Here is a 16863-nt window from a genome sequence, read left to right as displayed (position 1 = left end):
AGCGCGGACCCACGATATCGCCCATCAAGTCGCGCATTCTCCGGAGCAAAAGCGCACAAAAGCAATTCGTCTTCGCCGCCGACGGCTTCCGAATTCAGTTCGCGAACCGAGCGCCACGAACCGTCCCGCGCAAGAAATTCAGCCTCTCGCGCCACTTCAAGCAGCGGTTTGCGTTCCTGATAGAGCGGCTCCTGCTCAAGCCCTTCCGATGTGAGAACCTCGCCCAATCGGTCGGCGGCGGCGGTGTCGATACGCCGATTCATGCCCATTTCCTCACGAAGGAGGTTGGATAGAGTGACGGCCCGCGGTTTGCCGAAGCCCAGTCTTCGCAACTGTCCCGCGATGTCGGACGCGACGAGTCGGCCCTCGAGCGCGACCAGCGCCGGCCACGCCCGCACGCGTTCCAGGATAGCAGGGTCGGCCAGCGCCCCGTCCGTGAAGCGGTCGACGGCGGAAGCTTGGACAAGACCATCAAATGGCCACGACAGGCCAGTGGGGACCGCCGGCCGCTCGGCAACGAGCCGTCCGTAGCCGAGGGTAGGCGCGTGAAGATGGCGAGCGAGATCGTCATCCAAGTCGAGGCACAGCACCTCGAAGAGGCGGGTCCAGAAGATTGTTCGAGCCGGGTTCTCAGGAGCGTCCAGATCCAAGGCTTGCGAAAACGCCAGCCAATCCGCCTGACATAGGTCAAACAATCGACGCAGGCGCTCGCCCAAGGCGCGCCCGAGGCTTGCCAAGAGCTCCTGACGATCGCCTATCGCGCCGGCGATCCGCCCGCGGCCCGGGTCAACGGCAAAGGGGCCGTTGAGCAACCATCCCGAGCGCAGCTCTTCCTCCAGCGGGGCAAGGTTCCAGAGCCTCCGCAGGTCAGCGGGAAAGTGGCTCGGTCCCGCAGCCTCGATCCGCAATAACCAGACGAACCCGTCGCCAAGATCAAACCGGAGCGCACGCTCGTTGTGTGCGCCTGAGATCGAAACCACTGCAATATCGTTCTCGTCCACGAACTTGGACGCATAACAGCTGACGACGGTCAGATCGTCGTCAAGGATTTCGATACGCCGAATGGAGCGCGCGAACACAGTCAACCACGTCATCGAGGCTCGAAAAGCCCGAATGGCCTCTTTCCCGACTTCAGACGTCTCCGCAGAGAACGGCACATCGATGAGCGTCGCCTTTCGGCCGTCCGGATGCTTGACGACCTCAGCTTCATCGATCCCCTCTGGCCACGATGTTGGCAGGAATCCCCCGGCAGTGCGCAAGGCGATGAACCCGCTTGCTATGCCGACATTGTCCGAAAGGACATGCACGCTCTTGAACCCGAGTCCAAACTTGCCGGTCAGGTTCTCGCCCGGCCGCTTCTCCGAGAAGTTCATGAGCAGCATGTTCAAGAGATCGCGGTCATGGCCCAGCCGGCGGCCTTCATCCTGAGCGGGGCCAAGGTGATTGATGGGCCGCCCCCAATGGATGATGCGGAAACCTTCCGCTGCGTGGGATGCAACCTCAACACGAAAGCGCGCATCCTCGGCCGGGGCTGCCAGCTGCAGGTAGGCATCGTCGGCATTCTGGAAGAGTTCGAACAGCACGCGGCTCGCCGAGTATCCGAACTCGTGTATTTTTTGGCGCACGGCGGCGAGCAGTTCGGGGGCAGACTCGGGCGTGGCGACCGCTTTCCACAGGCTGGCTTTGAGGTCCGCCAGTTCGTGCGGCGGTCCGTTGAGGTGGGCGTGCCGTCCGGCCCCCTGCTGGTAGCGGCGAAGGGCGGCTTGGGCGCGATGCTCCGTCGGGAGCTTCAGCTCCGCGAGGATAGTGGGCAGCTGGTCGCGGAGCAGGCGTTCCGTCTCCTCCAGCGTCGCCTGGTCGATTTGAACGGCTTGGTCAAGGATGTCATGCAGGGCCGCTTGCTGGTTCGCCATCCCCAGCCACAGACAGTCCGACGCGATCGTTTCGACAAAGCGGCGGAAGATGCCAGAGGCCTCCCGGTAGCCGTGGCCGGTGAGATCGATCGATCGGAGCGGCAACGTGATCAGCGACCGTATCGTGTCGTCGGCATCGCGAATGCCCTGCGGCGATTTGTGGAGATTCCCGACGATCAAGCCGCCGGACGCACTGGCTACCGGCGCGTCAAACGGATCGCCCGAAAGCGCTGTCGCACGCACATGGCTCCCCACTACACGCTCGATAACGAACCGGCGCTGATCGATCTCCTCCGCGAGGGTGTTGGGATAGAGCACGTGCTTTGGAAAATGAGCGTCGAGAGCTGTCCACAGAGTCTCGACATCCGCTGAGGCATCAGTCCGCCAGTCCTTAGCCACGTCCCTCAGCGAGTCATTGCGACCGACAAGGCCGAGATAGATTATGACCAGATCCGATGGCACACGACCTCGCCAGGCTTCCAGAAAGGCGCGCTGTTGCGCTGCGCCTTCGGCTTCCAGGGCTGGGAGATCAACCGTCTGAACCCCGTCGTGCTGCACCGGCAGAACCGCTGAAGGATGCCGTGGACCAGCTTGCCCGGGCGACAGTGGCGGAGCTGGGTCGGACCGGCGAAGCATGTAAGCGTACTCGCCCGCCAGAACATGCGCGGGCTCGATGCCATCACCGTCTTGAATGACTTCACGTCCCTTCCGCCAGACGCCGCTTTCCGTCGGAACACGCGTTGCACGGAAGACTTGACGGCGTGCGGCCTCGGGCCATTTGGCGATGACGGCGAATGCCCGGAGATAGCTTCGGCGCGCCGCTTCGGCAGCATGTCCCGTCTCTTGCGCAAGCGCCGCAAGGCAATCGAGGTGCTTTCCAGTCACGTCCGCGCCGGAGGCATCGAGACCGGCAAAAGCGGAAACCAGCGTCACAATGACTTCGGTCTCATCCCTCAGCGAAGTCAGAACGGCCGACACAAGCGGCCAGCCTTCAAGGCCCAGATCCACGCCCGTCTGCGCGATGGTCGCGAAGTCACCGACGTGCGCGGCTTCCACGGGACCGAGACGCCCGACGATTTTCGAATCGTCGATCATCAGGCCCAGGACGTCGAGGGATGCCGGCTGGTCGGGAAGGATCCACTCGATCAAGCGCGCAAAGGCAGCGTGCTCGCGGATGTCGACCGCCAATTGCCGAGATGGAAAGAAGGGAGGCCTCTGTCCATCAGCGACCAGCAGCCGTCTCGCTGCCTCGTCGACCAACGGGGGCAGCGCAAGGACGTCCCGTGGCGCCACCGGGACACCGTCAGCAACAAGCCACGGCCGCTCTTGAAGGGCCTTAACGAGATCGGGTCCCGGTCGCTCCTGCCTGCGCCCCAATGCGTCGAGTGCATCAAGGATCTCTGAGTGCCAGCGATGGGGATCGGCAAGGGACACTGCCGTCTCGATCTGGCTGGCCGGTGTCCACGCTGTCAGAATGCACTGCTGACGTGCCCGGACGCCCGGATCGGACGACAGTTCCACAGTGAGAACATGCTCCCGCAGCGATGCCGGGATTCGCCAACTGCCTTCCACGAAGGCGTTTTGCGCGTCCCCCACCTCGCCGTCGGAGCGAACATGAATGGGCAGCCGCCGCAGCAATGCATCCGGGAGGTTGGTCAGGAGGAAGGCGTCCCTTTCGGGTGGCGTGAGCTCAAGCCGAGAGAACGCCTGGAGGTTCTTCACCAGCAGCGCTTCAAGCCCGGCGCTGTCCAGTTCCCGAATGCCAAGGTAGCTACGCAGCCTGGGTCTCAATTCAGCCCCGATACAGGACGGAACAAGAAAATCGCTCGCGCTCTCCCGCAAGAGGCTCGTCACCACCCTTTCGATTCCGGCGGGGGCGCCGTCCAACGCCCAGATGTCAGCCTTGGCGTCGCCGGCCTCATGCGCCCCGGCGCACAGGCGTCGTAGCGCGGCGCGGTCGTCGTCGTCGGTCGGCTGAAGGCGGTCAAGCAGCCGCGCCCGCGATTCGTCCGCGCCGAATTGAGCGCTGCGATCGATGAGCGCGAACACAGAGGGTTTGTTGGCGACTTGGAGCGCGAGCGACCCGCCGCCGGCTTCGCGAATGAAGTCCGCCGTCTTTCCTTCGAGAATCAAGGGGTCGGTATCCGGCAGGGCCTGCGCCACCAGTGGCAACAACCGGTTCGCCTCCGGAGAGGCGCCGAAGAGCAGCCCAGCCTCGGATCTCGCGACCAAGACTTGAAGCGACAGAGGTGCGATAGCGCTACGGCGCACATCCCGCGCCCGAAGCACTTGTATGGAGGCAAAGTCCGGGTCGCGGGCGAGGCGCGAGATGTCGTGACTAGCGCGCATCAGAAACGCCAATGCGGCGGGCGCGGCCTGGTCGGCTAGATCACCTCCGACATGCGGCTCGAGTGCTTCCAACAACAGCTTCAGATCGGAATCGGAAAGCTGCAGCTGAGATACATGGTCGTCCGACCAACCGGCGCGGACCGGCAGGATGGTCGTTGGCGCGGTCGCCAAGGCCCGAAGCACCTGCCGGTGCTCCACGGCTACCGGCAATGGGAAGAGGATACCGCGGGGAACATAGCTCAAAATCGCCCTGACTTGGTCTGCGGAGGCCAACGGCACCGTGTCCGACATCGCGTTCCGCAAGGCAGAAACAAGACCAGGGCCCAGCGCGCGGAGTTGCGTTTCGCTTCGCTCCACGAGGGCGAGGAAATCCAGGAGAAGGGGCGCAAGAGCGCCGGATTGAAAGGCCCGCGGCGAAAGCGTCGCGAAGAGCGCGCCGAGATTGTCCGGGGTCCAATCCACCGGCTGCGGTGCGAGTACCGCATTCCGATCGACGGCAAGGAGCACGTCTTCGGCCGTCGCCCATGAATGGATCGCCGGGAAGAGTTCGCCGATCCTTTTCGGTGCGTCCTCTACCGCTCCCGGCAGCGGCCGAATGATGGCCCCGCTCGATGCGAGCCGCCATGCCATCCCACCGGACTCGGAGAGCACGCGGCACAGGGCATTTTCGCGGCAGATGGCACGCCGGTGGCTCTGAAACCAAGTGCTGCTCGCGAGCGAGCGCACCAGGTCACGGAGTTCGACTGACGTGGCAATCTTCGATTCGAGCGCATCGCGCAGCACCGCGGGAACGAGCGGCAGGACGACTGAATCACGAAGCTCGGCATTCCAGGTGCGGCGGAGCGCGGCAGCGTCAACCGGATGATCGGGGGCCGCTGGTATTTTCAGCCCTTCAATCTCGCGCCGGCCCGTGTCCAAGAAGAAATAGCCATGCAGCAGCATACGCCATTGGCCGAGCCGACCCTCACCGAGCGGAATACGGATATCGGCCTCATCCGAGACGGGTAAGAAGACAGCCCAGGAAATTCGCAGCTCCGCGGGCCTGTCTTGTGAAGCACGGATCAGCGTGGCCGCTCCGTGCGGCTCCCCTTTCTCAGGTTTGGGTTGGGGGCTTCGCACGTCAATCGTCGTCGGCCAATGGGCATCGCGCTGCAGGAGCGCGAGGCGTTCCACGGGAAGCGTCGCTTCGCGACCGACGAATGGCGCGGCCTCCCGGTCGGGAAGTGCGCGAGCCTCACCTCCAAATGATCGGATGCCGTTTGTCCACTTCACTGGCCCGACCAATCGCCCACGCGCAGTGTCGACCGTAATCGAGCACCGAACGCTTCCTTGTTCCCGGACGTCGATCGAGGTGAGATGACGAAGCCCGGTCAGAACTAGGCGTAGGTCCGTCGGTTTGACCAACGCCGCAATTGTCGCTGACGCCGAGGGGAAATTGCTCGAGAAGCATACGCCAGGCGCCGGCTGCAACTCGCGCCGGCGGAACGGCAGCCACAGCGCGAGCCAACGCTCCGGAAAGTCACTCGGGACGGCATCGCTGAGAAGCTTCAGGTCCGCCTCAGCGAGGCCTTCACCATTCGAGGGTTCCCATTCGCTGCTAACATTGCCGTCGATGTCGACGCCCAGGAAGGGATTGACGACGGTGCTAAAGGGCGCGGCATCCCGATGGGCATGAACGACAAAGGCATCGCAGAGGTGGAAAACCGCCTTCTGCCCGAAGCCGAACTTTCCAATGGCGCCGTTATCGGTCGCTTTGCTGCTCTCGCCGAACGACGTGATGCCCAGCTCGTCCTCGGGTCGAAACTTCCCGTCATTCACCACAAGGAGTCCGGGCCATCGCAGAAGCGGATTCGCTGCGCTGGGCCAACCGGGAAGCGCGTTCAGATGGAAGCGCTGGGCCTCCGAATCATCGGCATTCTGGAGCAACTCTTTCAGGATCGGATATCCGGACCCGTAGCGATCCTGCAGGTTGCTCTTGATCTGATTGACGATCGAGATCGGGGAGACGCGAAACTCAGGCATCGGTTGGCCTGGTCGTTGCAGTGATATTCGCTATGAGTTCGGCGGCTGCGCTGCTTAGCGTTGGCCCCTCTTCCGTCGTCACGAGCTGGCCGGGGAACCAGCGTTCGTACCAGGCGCGCTTCTGCTTCCACTCTTCCGCATAGTCGGTGAGGTCGAGCCGGCCGAGATGCTCCCAATAGTAAGTCTTGCCTGCCCAAGTAATCGTAAAGTCAGGAAGCCTTATCGTCCCGTCGCCCGCAAACAGGGGCTGCTCATAGCGGAACGGGATACTCCGCTCATGGAGCATGTTGGCGATGATCACCTCCGACTTGGACCGGAGCATGTCACCGCTCAGGGCCTCGTGAATCTTCCCCGCCTCGTACCAGCCGCGGCGATTGGCAAGCGGCTCCTTCGCGACATGAAGCGTGAAGAGGTATGAATTGATTTGCGGGGTCTGCGTGTTCTCGCGGCGGCGCGCATCCAAGAGGCTCGCGACATCCCGCTGCAAGAGCAGCGTGCAGTGGCGGCTCGCCCGTGTTAGCGCCGTATAGACGAGCTCGGCTGAGACCGCGCGTTTGGCGCTGGATGGAATGATGACGAAGGTATGCGCGAACTCGCTGCCTTGCGCCTTGTGAATGGAGACAGCGTAGGCAAGCTCCAGATTTTCCTCGACGCTTTCGGTCAGCTTGTAGCTCTTGTCGTGGGGAACATCCTTTCCGTAGCCGACGGTGATGCCCGGCTTCCGTGTAAACTGCACGGCGAAGCGCCGTAGCCGAGGTCCGTAACCGGTTTTTACCGTGGTCCAAACCTTGCTGTCGAAGCCGAACGTCTGGACGGTGCCGATCTCGCCGTTAAAGACCTCGACCTTCAGCTTCTTTCGCGTCGCCGCTTCGTAGCCCCAGATTGGGTCCGACTTCGGCCGATTGCGAACTTGAATGACCTTGTCGGAGAGGGTGATTCCGTCGACCGTGCCGATCCGCTCGATGATAAAATTCGAAATGCGGCTTTGGCACACTTCGTTGAGTGCTTCCACGCCGTGCAGCTCACCGCGATGCGGCGTCAAAATCTGGAACGCGGTCGGATCGTCGCCGAGGGCCTCACGCCAGATCTGATAGGGCTGCTGCTGGCCGGGACCCGCGCCCTTCGTCATCCCCGATTCCATGGCTGAGATCAGGATCTCGGCGAGCTGCTCGGGCTCGTCCCAATAGATCACGTCGAGGTCGCGATCGACCGCCCCGCCGGCATGAATCCGTGCAATGAGCGCTTCCTGATCGGGGCGTGTCGAACTGTCCGCGCCATCGACGCTCTTGTCCTCATCATCGACGATGAAGAGCTCCGAAAGCGCGACGATGGCCGTTCCATCGCCTCGAACCTTGTTCAACAATTGCCGGAGGTTCCGACCTAGGCGCCCAAGATTGATGGGATGCGCGGCCGACATCCACCGGATCACGTCCGCAAAGACGCGCCCGCGCCCAATGGGTGGCAACTGGCCCGGATCACCGACCAGGATCAGCCGTCGGATATGCTGCCAATCAACTGCGCGAAACAGCGCCGCCGCCAGCTCGAGGTCGAGCATCGAGGCTTCATCGAGAAGGAGTGTCCCGACGGCCGCTTTCTTGCCGCCGCGGCGTTTGAAGGTCAGGTTGTCATTGAGCCAGCCGTTGGCGGCAAGAAAGGAATGGACGGTCACTGTCTCGACGCGCTGGAGCGACGCCTTCTCAAAGACCTCCCTTGCACGGTCTGCGGCCTTACCGGTCGGCGCCAGTACCAGCACCGCCGCGCCCTCGCCTTCGGCGCGGCGTACCCCGCGGATGAGCGATTCGATGACAGTGGTCTTCCCGGTGCCGGCCGGCCCGGTAACGACGGAAAGTGGGAGGCGGAACAGACGCTCGCAGACCTTTGCCTGCTCGCGGGTTGCCTCTGCGTAGTCGGCGCTCGCCCTTGTCGCGAGCGGGCTGTCGGACTTGAACACCCATGACGACCAGTCCGCCGCCGTGACGGGGCGGCGCAAGTCGATCTCGGGCCGCGACACCAGTTCGTTCAACGTGGCTTCAAGGAGGCGCTCATCCTCGAACACGGATTTGAGATAGACGGCGAGACCGAGGTCCGTTGGCCGCAAAGCGAGCGCGCCCGAAAGAAAATCGGCGTCTACCGTGAAATAGCGCTCGCTGAACGCCGCCTGTTTCCAGGCGGGCAGCCGGTCCATGCGCTGCGCGATCTCGACCAGCAGATCCTTGGCGAAGCGAAAGCTGTGCTTCGGTTCGCGGCGCAAATGTTCCACGCAGAGTGCGCGAAAGCGGCGCTCGTCGTTGAGCTCAACATCGGCAAGGGGCTTTCCGCCAAGCTCCGGCGACGGCAACACGCCGCGGTCGATTGCACTCCACGGTACGCGGTCGCTGGCGTCAGTCCCGCAATACATTTCGGCAATCAGGTATGGATTCGCCACGATTTCCTCGGCGGATGCAGCGATGCCGGAATCGCCACGCTGTTCCGAGGCAACGGCGCCCATCACGTCCAGTGTCAAATCCAGGCGCGGCAGCACATCGCGCAAGAGAAGGCGGGGGCCATCCTCCAGCAGCATCCAGTTCCGCGCAATCTTCTTCCGCTCCGCTGCGTCGAGGCTGGCGGTAAGGACGCTGTCCTTTCCAGTTTCCAGAAATTCGAAGGCGGCGGCGCGCGCCCGCTCCTGTCCCTCCTGAATGGCAAGCTGCTTCACGCCATCGATGAGCGGGGTCGCCCCGGCTACCTTCAGCGCCTTGAGGAGGCCGGGATAGAGACCCCGATGGCGCCAGAGCTCGCTGATCGTTGTGAGGAGCCAGGCCTCGCGGACGTCCCAGTTCTCGCTTTCGTCCCCGATGTCGCGCAGAAACCGGACCTTCGCGAGGAACTGCTCCAGGAGGCCGATGGCCTCGTCGTCGGTAAGGTGCTTGGAGCCGTACTTGCAGATGAGTGGATTCTCGGGAAAGAGCGCGATCTCCGCGAGACGGTCGGGTTCGTCAAGGTAGCGGTGGTAGGGCAGCCGCACGCCTTCATCGGGATAGGCCGCGCTTATGTCGCGCGCCCAGATCATGCCGCCGGCGTAGCGTTTCGCAATTTCCTCCGAGACGTTCTCGTAGAAGAGCTCCTTGCCGACCTTCACGATGCGCGACACTCCAACTAGGACGTAGCGCGGTGCCTCCTCCTCGGAGAGCGGGTTGGAATAGTTCGCATAGTAGAAGATGAGATTGGTGCCGCAGTCCTTCTCAATGGGCTGAAAGAACTCCAGCGTGAGCGCCCGGCGCTTGCTGTTGTCGAGATAACCCTCCGCCTTCACCTCTTCCGCGTACATCGCCTCATAGGGCCACACGCTCACTGTCGCGGGGGGCAGCGTCCATTCGTGCCGATGCGCGCCGCCGAAGAAGAAGTCGGGTGGGTTGGACGCGCTTGGCGCTTCAGCCCGGCCAAAGGCGTTGTAACTGTAGCTGCACGGCGGCACATAGCCCTCCAGCTTGGCGCCCGAGCACCCAGCCAGGCGCTTTTCCGCCTCGAGATCGCGCTCCCGCGCGATGACATCGCCGGGGAAGGACTTGCACCCGACGCAATAGGTGTTCTTCTCCGGCGCGTTGCAGATCGCGCCGTTCCATCCGTCCGTGTGCCAAGCGAGGCGAGCAGTGATGTGGGTGGGCATCTGTGTGATCTCGGCTTTGTACGGCCTCGCCTATGCCGCCTCGAGATGCTCAGCGGAGTCGCGCCGATGCGTTCCAAAGGCCCGAAGCCGTCGCTCACACTTGTCGTGAACAAAGTGGAAGAGTGCCGCCAATTCGCGCGCGCTTATGCCAGTATCCATTTCAACCTCCCCCTAAAGTTCTCCACCCTTGTCGCGCAGCCATTTCCGATGCGTTTCGTAGTTCGGAAGCACACGGCTCACTTCTTGCCAAAACGCTGGCGAATGATCGGGAACTTTGAGGTGGGTCAATTCATGCACAGCAACGTAGTCAATCACCTGCGGCGGTAGCTGCATGATCCGCCAATGGAAGTTCAGCGTTCCTTCGGAGCTGCAAGAAGCCCACCTGAAACCCAAGTCCATAACCTGTACGTATCTTGCAGGCTCAACCCCTACGATCTTCTTCCACCTATGCACAGCGTCATTCAAGTAAGGGTGAGCCGCCCGCGTGTAGTGCTCGGCTATGCGCTTCTCGCCCGCTGCCACCTGTTCTCGTCGGAACAACAAGCGATCGCCGTCGAAGCGAACCGTGGGGGTGGGCGGCCCGGCGGGATCAACATCTACCAGCTTCAGTCGATAGTGCTTGCCGAGGAAGTAGAACCCCTCGCCATCGACGAATTCCGGACGACGGAATACATTCTCGCGACGGGTGTCTTTATGGGCCGCGAGCTTCTGGTGAACCCAGACCAGCTTTGTCCTGATCAGTTCGTTGGCCTGGCCGATATCGGCATCCTTTGGGAGGTGAGCCACAAGTGATGCATCGCGCTCCACCGTTAGGCCAATAGTCTTCCGGCGTTCGCTGCGCTTGACTTGAAAGGTGAGGTCCTCGACACGGATGGTCTCGTTCATGAGGCAAATGCTGCGCGGTTTGCCCGCGCAACCCCCATGCAATCAGCGGCAATCGCATCCAGTTCGGCGAATTGGAACATGTTGCTGCTGTCGAGCTGACGGAAAACCCACCGTCTTGCTTCCTCTTGCCCGACTGAATTGTCCCAGAATCCCGCTACGGCGGTCTCCTGCCGCAGGTGTCGCACGATCTCCGCAGCCAGTTCCGCGAGGTCGGTGTCCCTGTCAGCGCTCCCGTATCGCATTCGGAGGATGCCGAAGATCGGCCCCTCGGTATGCGGGTCGAGTCCGTGATACACTGACGACTTGGATGAAGCCGCCAACGCTTCATCGATGAGCTTCTGAAGCTGCTTCGCGATCTCGTTCCAGTCTTCTTGATGACTGGTCAATATGCCTTCGAGCCGCTCGCTCAGGCTCTTGAACTTGGCCGGGTCCTTCTCGAAAGAAATCGAAATGTGGTGGCGGAGAGCGTTCTCCATCTCAGCCGCCTTCGCGCGATCAGTCTTCCTACGGGACACCTCTGCAGCGAAGTCGGGATCCAAGATTTCGATGGGCGGGATCTTGGGGTCGATGCCATGCGCCTGAATGAAGGCGTCGAGCATGCCCTGTACCTTGTGAGCGACGCCACGCACATCGAGGGACCGATCCCGGTAGAGGTTCGCGGCAGCCTTTGCGATGAAGGCGTAGATCTTCACGTCTTTGGTGAATGGCCTTGCCTCTGGGCGGGGCATGAGCGTGTCGAACAGGCCAATGAGCCTTTTCACGAGCACCAGGAACTCCGCCCGAAACTTCTGATCCTTGAGCTTTCCGACACACGCGTCGACGTACGCTTGCAGATCAGATCCGAGGCTTAGGCCGACATCGGCGAAGTGCTTGACCACTGCGTCACGCGCTTGCCGCAGCTCGGGTAGGAGCTCATCGGGCTTGCCGATGCCGCCGGTCAGATCTCTCTGATCCTCAGCGTCATAGATCGCCAGCGCGTCTGCCAGGTTCTTCCCAACGCCGTAGTAGTCCACAACGATACCGAAGCGCTTGGCTTCGCCAGCCGTGCGGTTGGTGCGGGCTATGGCCTGCAGCAGTTCGGCGCCTGAGATAGCACGGTCGAGATACATCGCCTGTTCGACCTTGGCGTCGAAGCCGGTAAGAAGCTTGCTCTTCACCACCAGGATCGCGAGGGCATCCTGAGATAGGGGCTTCTTGAACCGCTCGATCCGCTGCTTCGTCTCCGCAGCGCCGCCCCAGGCTTTCAGGTGAGGCAGGTCGTTGTGATCCACAGAGATGACCGCCGCGAACTCGAGGCCCTTGATCGCGTCGAGGTAAGGCAGCGCGGCGGCAAGAAACGCCACGTCGCCACCGGCGTCCTGAGCGTCTTCGGGGGCGATGTCCTTTATTATGTCCGCAGCGCCTTCGACGGCGGCAACGATTTCGTCGCGGGCGTCGTTCAACGCATCGACATACTGGACCGCCAGTTCCCTGCTGGAGCCGACGAGCTGCGCCTTCAGGTCGTTCGGAAGGATGTTGACGATGTAGTGCCGAAGCACATCGATGGCCTTGGCCTTCAGCGGATCGGCGGCATTGAGAACACGCGCGCGCGTCGCATAGCGGTCCTTGATCGCCTCCCGTTCTTCGGATGATTTCCCGGCGAAGGTGGCATCGAACAGCCCGTCCAGCGTGCCCTTGTCGGTGACATCGGCCTTCAGCTCCCGTCCTTCGTAAAGGATCTTCACGATGGCGCCGTCCGCCTCGGCATCGCGGAGCAGATAGCGGTCGATGTATGTGCCGAAGATCTCCCTCGTCTTCTTCTTGTTCTTCTCCTCGATGGGCGTTCCGGTGAACCCAATCCGCGCGGCATTCGGCAGCGCGTCGAGAAGGTTCTGGTGAAGCCCGCTGGTGTGCGAGCGGTGCGCCTCGTCGATCAGGACGAGGACGTCCTCGCTTTCGTTCAGGACAGGGAAGGCTTGTCGCTCGCCGATCCTTGCGACCAGCTTGCCCGAACGCAGCTCGTCGGTCTTCGCCGCAGGAAGGTCCTCGTGCTCGGCTGCGAACACGATTTCCTGCTCGTCACCGCCGCCGTTCCGTTCCTGCAGCTTCTGGATCATCACGAACACGAGGTCGGGCTCCTGGCGGCCCAGATGGGCTTTCGCGCCATCGGCATTTCGCGCGACCCGCATGACTTGCCCGGCCAGCTTCGCCGTCTTCGACAGCTGGTCCTCGAGGTCGGTCCGGTCGGTGACCACGACCACCTTGAACCGGCGAAGCTCGGGAATGGTGCGCAGTTTCTTGACCAGGAACACCATGGTCAGGCTCTTCCCCGAGCCCTGAGTGTGCCAGATGATGCCGCCACGGCGATCCGTCATGCCATCTTCGCGGCGGGTCTTGCCCTCGCGCAGGCGCTGCAGCGCGATGTGCACCGAACGGAACTGCTGGTAGCGCGGCACGATCTTGATCCGCACTCCCTCGTCCGTCGTCATGTACACGGTGAAGGAGCGCAGCGCATCGAGGAGGTATGCCGGCCGCAAGAGACCCGCGGCGAGAACTTCCTGCTGCACCAGCTCGGTGCCAGGGGCCTTGCCGATCTCGCCGCAGACCTCCTCGCTGGCGGCGCGCGTGTGCTCGATGCCGACCGGCTTGACCGAGCGCCACGGCAGGAAGTCGTCGGGCCGTGCGGTGACCGAGCCGACGCGGGCGTCGTAGTAGTCGGTCGCGACCAGGAGATGATTCGTCCAGAACAGCCGCTCGGCGCCCTCGTTCTTCTCGGGCACGCGGCGGTTGGCGTAGCGGCGCATCTGGTCGATCGCGGTGGCGATGGGATCGGTGACGGCGGGACTCTTCGCCTCGATCACCACCAGCGGCAGGCCGTTCACGAACAGCACGACGTCCGGCACGATAAATCCGCGGTCGCCAACGGCGCCCGGCGGGTCCACTCGGAACTGGTTGACCGCGATGAACTCGTTCGGATCGCCCGGCTCGAAGTCGATGAAGCGCACGCGGCGCTCATGCTCGCCATCGGGCCCCGACACGGTTACGCCGCGCACGATCTTGTCGTGCAGCTCCTCGTTGATCGCGATGAAGTCCCGCGCGGTCGGCCGTTCGAGCTGCGAGATCGCCTGGTTGATGCGGCGGTCGTCCAGCCATTCGGAGCCATCTTCGTTTCGGTTCAACCGGCGCAGCGCGGCCTCGAGCCGGTCACGCAACAATGTCTGCTGAAAGTCGGCGCGGCCGAGCAGGTGATAGTCCTTGCGGCCGGTGCTCGGGTCTTCGTCGGCGCCCTCGACGTGAGTCCAACCCATGGCGTCCAGCTGGCGCAAGAGCGGGCGCTCCACGACGTTCAACTCGTCCAGGCGGTCCTGCTGGCTCATTCGGCAGCCTCCCGAATGGCCACGACGGGCTTGCGGCCGGTTAGAAGGTCGTCGCGAAGACCCTCGCGGAGCGACGACAGCTTGGCGCGCTCGCGGCGATGGTCCTCGATGGCCGCAGCGACGCCGTTCACGCGTTCGATGATAGCCCGCTGTTCGTCCAGCCCGTCCGGCACGGCGATCAGCGCGCGCCGAAGGTTAGTGGGATTGATGTTCACCTGCTGCACCCCGGGTGTGGCGAACTGCCGGATGGCGCGCTGGACCGGCGCCCAATTCAGCCAGAGATGAAGGAACTCCGGCAGCAGTTCATCGCCGCAGTGAAGCCGCACCAGGTAGGATGCGAAGGCCGGACCGGGTTCGTCCCTTCGCCAGATGGCTGCCTTGCCCACATGCTCCCAGCTGTTCGTGCGGTTGAACAGGACATCGTTGCGCTGGAGCCGGAAGCGCTCGACGGCACGGGCGGGCGCAAACTTCATGTTGGACAGGTCGAACTCGCCGTCCTGGATGTTGTTCATACGAAGGACGGGAATTCCCGCGCTGCTATCGTCCAAGGACAGGTTGGTCCCGTACTCGGCTCCGACGACGAAGTGCCCCAGGTTCGCAACCGTCCATGTTGCGGGCCGGGGGCCGACCTTCGTCTCCGCAAGGCTGGAAGGTTCCCGGGGTGAGCCATCGTCTGCCAGACCATGCGTAAGCAGGTCGTCGACGATGCCGACGTGGATGGTGCGCAGCTTCTCGATCACCGCATCGGTTTCGAGGATCGCATCGTCGATGGCGTCGAGGATGTCGGCGATCAGGCTCTGGCTCGACCCGTCGACGGCTCCCAGTTTCACCCGGAGCAGGTCTGACTCGTTGATGGCCGGATAATTCGAGCCGACTTCAAACTGCGCCAGCTGCCGCTTGAACTCGTCGAGAAACAGCGAGTGGAAAAGAAAGCGTCCGTCAGCGCCTTCCTTCGGCGAAAGCACGGCGAATCCAGTGGATCCAATCAATGGAAGGTCGGACGGAGCGCGTACCATCGCGTGGCCCATCAAGCCTGGCCGGACGGTCGAGAAAAGCACGTCGCCAGGCTTTACAACCCGGCGCGCGCGGCTGGGGCTGCTCGCGTAAGTGAGTGCTCGGGTCTTCTGCCAGTCGATCTTGCCCAGATTGACGCTGCTCAGGTCGACGTATCGAAACCGGAAATCGCTCGGCGTCTCCCGACCAAGGCTCTGCGTGTTGGCATCACAGTATTGGCTAAGTGGTGTCGTGGTGCGAGCTTCAGGCATACCTGAGCTCCTTCAGGTATGCGCCGAGCCGCCCTGTCGCGTCAGATCGCTGCCCTTCAACGGTCTTGAGGCTGACACGATACTTGTCCCAAAGGCGCTCTACGGCGGCCACCAGCGCGCCGAACCGACGTACACGGGCGCGTTCCAACCGGTCAAACAGCCGCTCGCGGTCGATGTCGAGCACCAGTTCGCGGCAATCATCATCGTCCAGTTCGGCCCGGGCCGCGGTCAGCCGCTCGACAAAAGCCGCCTTAAGCCGGCGCAGTGTGGCGCGCGCGGCCTTCAGCTGCTCCTTAATCGCCTCATAGGGGGCGAGCATGGCGTCGATGGTCTCCGCCTCCTCGACCAGCGGCGCGAGCCGGCGTTCAAGCTCGGCAAGCTCGGCCACGAACTCACGCACGTCCATGCCCTGCGCGCGCATCCAGTCGATGGAGCTCTTGGACGGCTTGCCGGCCGGCGTAGTCTTGACCAACTCTTTCCGACGCTTGTCGTCGTCCTTCATTTCGGCGCGCAGTTCCTTGCGGCGATTCTCTAGCTCCTTGGCAAGGTTGCTGCCTTCCTCGGCCCCATCCAGCCAGTCCTCGGCGCCCTCGACACCATCGCCGGTTTCCCAAGCTTCCTTCTCGGCTTTGATCCGCTCTACCTCGGCCTGCGCGGCGGACAGTTCGGCGACGTAGTCGGCCATGCGATGGCGCACGAAGGGATGGGCAAGCAACTCCTCCAGCGTCACCTTCACGGTCTTTTTCGTGTCGCTGTCCTCGTCGTCGTCCGCGTCTTCGTCCTCGAGCGCCGAGCGGAGCGTCTCGACCCAGCCGTCGACCAACTCGGCGAAACCGTTCTCGATGATGACACGTAGCTCGTAGCGGATTTCGTCCCACCAGCCCGCGATGGAGCCCATGAGCGCATAGCGGTCGAGGCAGCCGACCGGCAACATCGCGGGCTCGAAGCTGTCGAGCAGATCGCGCCGCAGTGGCATGAGGCGCTTGCTCTCGGGCAAGTCCGCCAGCCCGGATCGCGCCGACGACCACCAAGCATCGAAAGCGGCGACCATCTCGTCCCGCCGGGTCGCGACACCCGCATCGTCCTCGACGAGCGTGCGGATATCGGCCCGTTTCGCAATGACCTCGGCGAACTCATCGTAGTCGGCACCGCGGCCGGCGAAAGGCTTGTCCACGTCGAAGCCCTGCGCCAGCGCCTGCGAGCGGACAGTCTCGATCTCGCGCTTGGGCACGCCACCGTGAAGGTGGGCGCGCACATCGTGGGGCTCGGGCGGCGGGCTGCTGTCGGCATAGCGACGGATGTTCAGGTTGCCGGCCTCGTCCTCGACGATCGCCTTGTTGTCGACCACGGCCACGAAGCCGGGCACGTCGGCGAACGTGTCATAGGCGCTGACGATCTTCTCGATGTGCTCGGGGTCGATGAAGTTC

6 protein-coding genes are annotated in these 16863 nt (G+C 63.1%); all 6 read right to left on the bottom strand.

Features of this window, described 5'->3' with window-relative positions; genetic code table 11:
• The coding region (locus EOA86_RS02380) for a hypothetical protein (protein WP_164891529.1) at positions 1-6284 on the bottom strand (6284 nt) is incomplete at its 3' end.
• Positions 6277-9930: an AAA family ATPase gene (locus EOA86_RS02375; RefSeq protein ID WP_128340606.1), complete on the bottom strand. Its 3654-nt coding sequence runs from the start codon at positions 9928-9930 to the stop codon at positions 6277-6279. The genes EOA86_RS02375 and EOA86_RS02380, both read right to left, overlap by 8 nt.
• 171 nt (positions 9931-10101) lie before the next feature.
• Positions 10102-10815: a SprT family zinc-dependent metalloprotease gene (locus tag EOA86_RS02370; RefSeq protein ID WP_128340605.1), complete on the bottom strand. Its 714-nt coding sequence runs from the start codon at positions 10813-10815 to the stop codon at positions 10102-10104.
• The gene (locus EOA86_RS02365) at positions 10812-14171 is read right to left on the bottom strand and encodes a type I restriction endonuclease (RefSeq protein ID WP_128340604.1); all 3360 of its coding nucleotides are present in this window, start codon (positions 14169-14171) and stop codon (positions 10812-10814) included. The genes EOA86_RS02370 and EOA86_RS02365 overlap by 4 nt, the downstream gene beginning before the upstream one ends.
• A complete protein-coding gene (locus EOA86_RS02360) occupies positions 14168-15436 on the bottom strand; it encodes a restriction endonuclease subunit S (RefSeq protein ID WP_128340603.1) in 1269 nt (422 codons plus the stop codon). The genes EOA86_RS02365 and EOA86_RS02360 overlap by 4 nt, the downstream gene beginning before the upstream one ends.
• Positions 15429-16863, bottom strand: a 1435-nt coding sequence (locus EOA86_RS02355; protein WP_206629947.1) for a hypothetical protein, incomplete at its 5' end; no start/stop codon positions are given. The genes EOA86_RS02360 and EOA86_RS02355, both read right to left, overlap by 8 nt.

This window comes from Mesorhizobium sp. M5C.F.Ca.IN.020.32.2.1 (assembly GCF_004023105.1).
Taxonomy (GTDB): domain Bacteria; phylum Pseudomonadota; class Alphaproteobacteria; order Rhizobiales; family Rhizobiaceae; genus Mesorhizobium; species Mesorhizobium wenxiniae.
This window is presented reverse-complemented; position numbering and strand designations above follow the sequence as displayed.

Bases quoted from the DNA above. Each gene is read 5' to 3' on its own strand.
- EOA86_RS02365 (WP_128340604.1), bottom strand. From the start codon at position 14,171: ATGAGCCAGCAGGACCGCCTGGACGAGTTGAACGTCGTGGAGCGCCCG.
- EOA86_RS02360 (WP_128340603.1), bottom strand. From the start codon at position 15,436: ATGCCTGAAGCTCGCACCACGACACCACTTAGCCAATACTGTGATGCC.
- EOA86_RS02375 (WP_128340606.1), bottom strand. From the start codon at position 9,930: ATGCCCACCCACATCACTGCTCGCCTCGCTTGGCACACGGACGGATGG.
- EOA86_RS02370 (WP_128340605.1), bottom strand. From the start codon at position 10,815: ATGAACGAGACCATCCGTGTCGAGGACCTCACCTTTCAAGTCAAGCGC.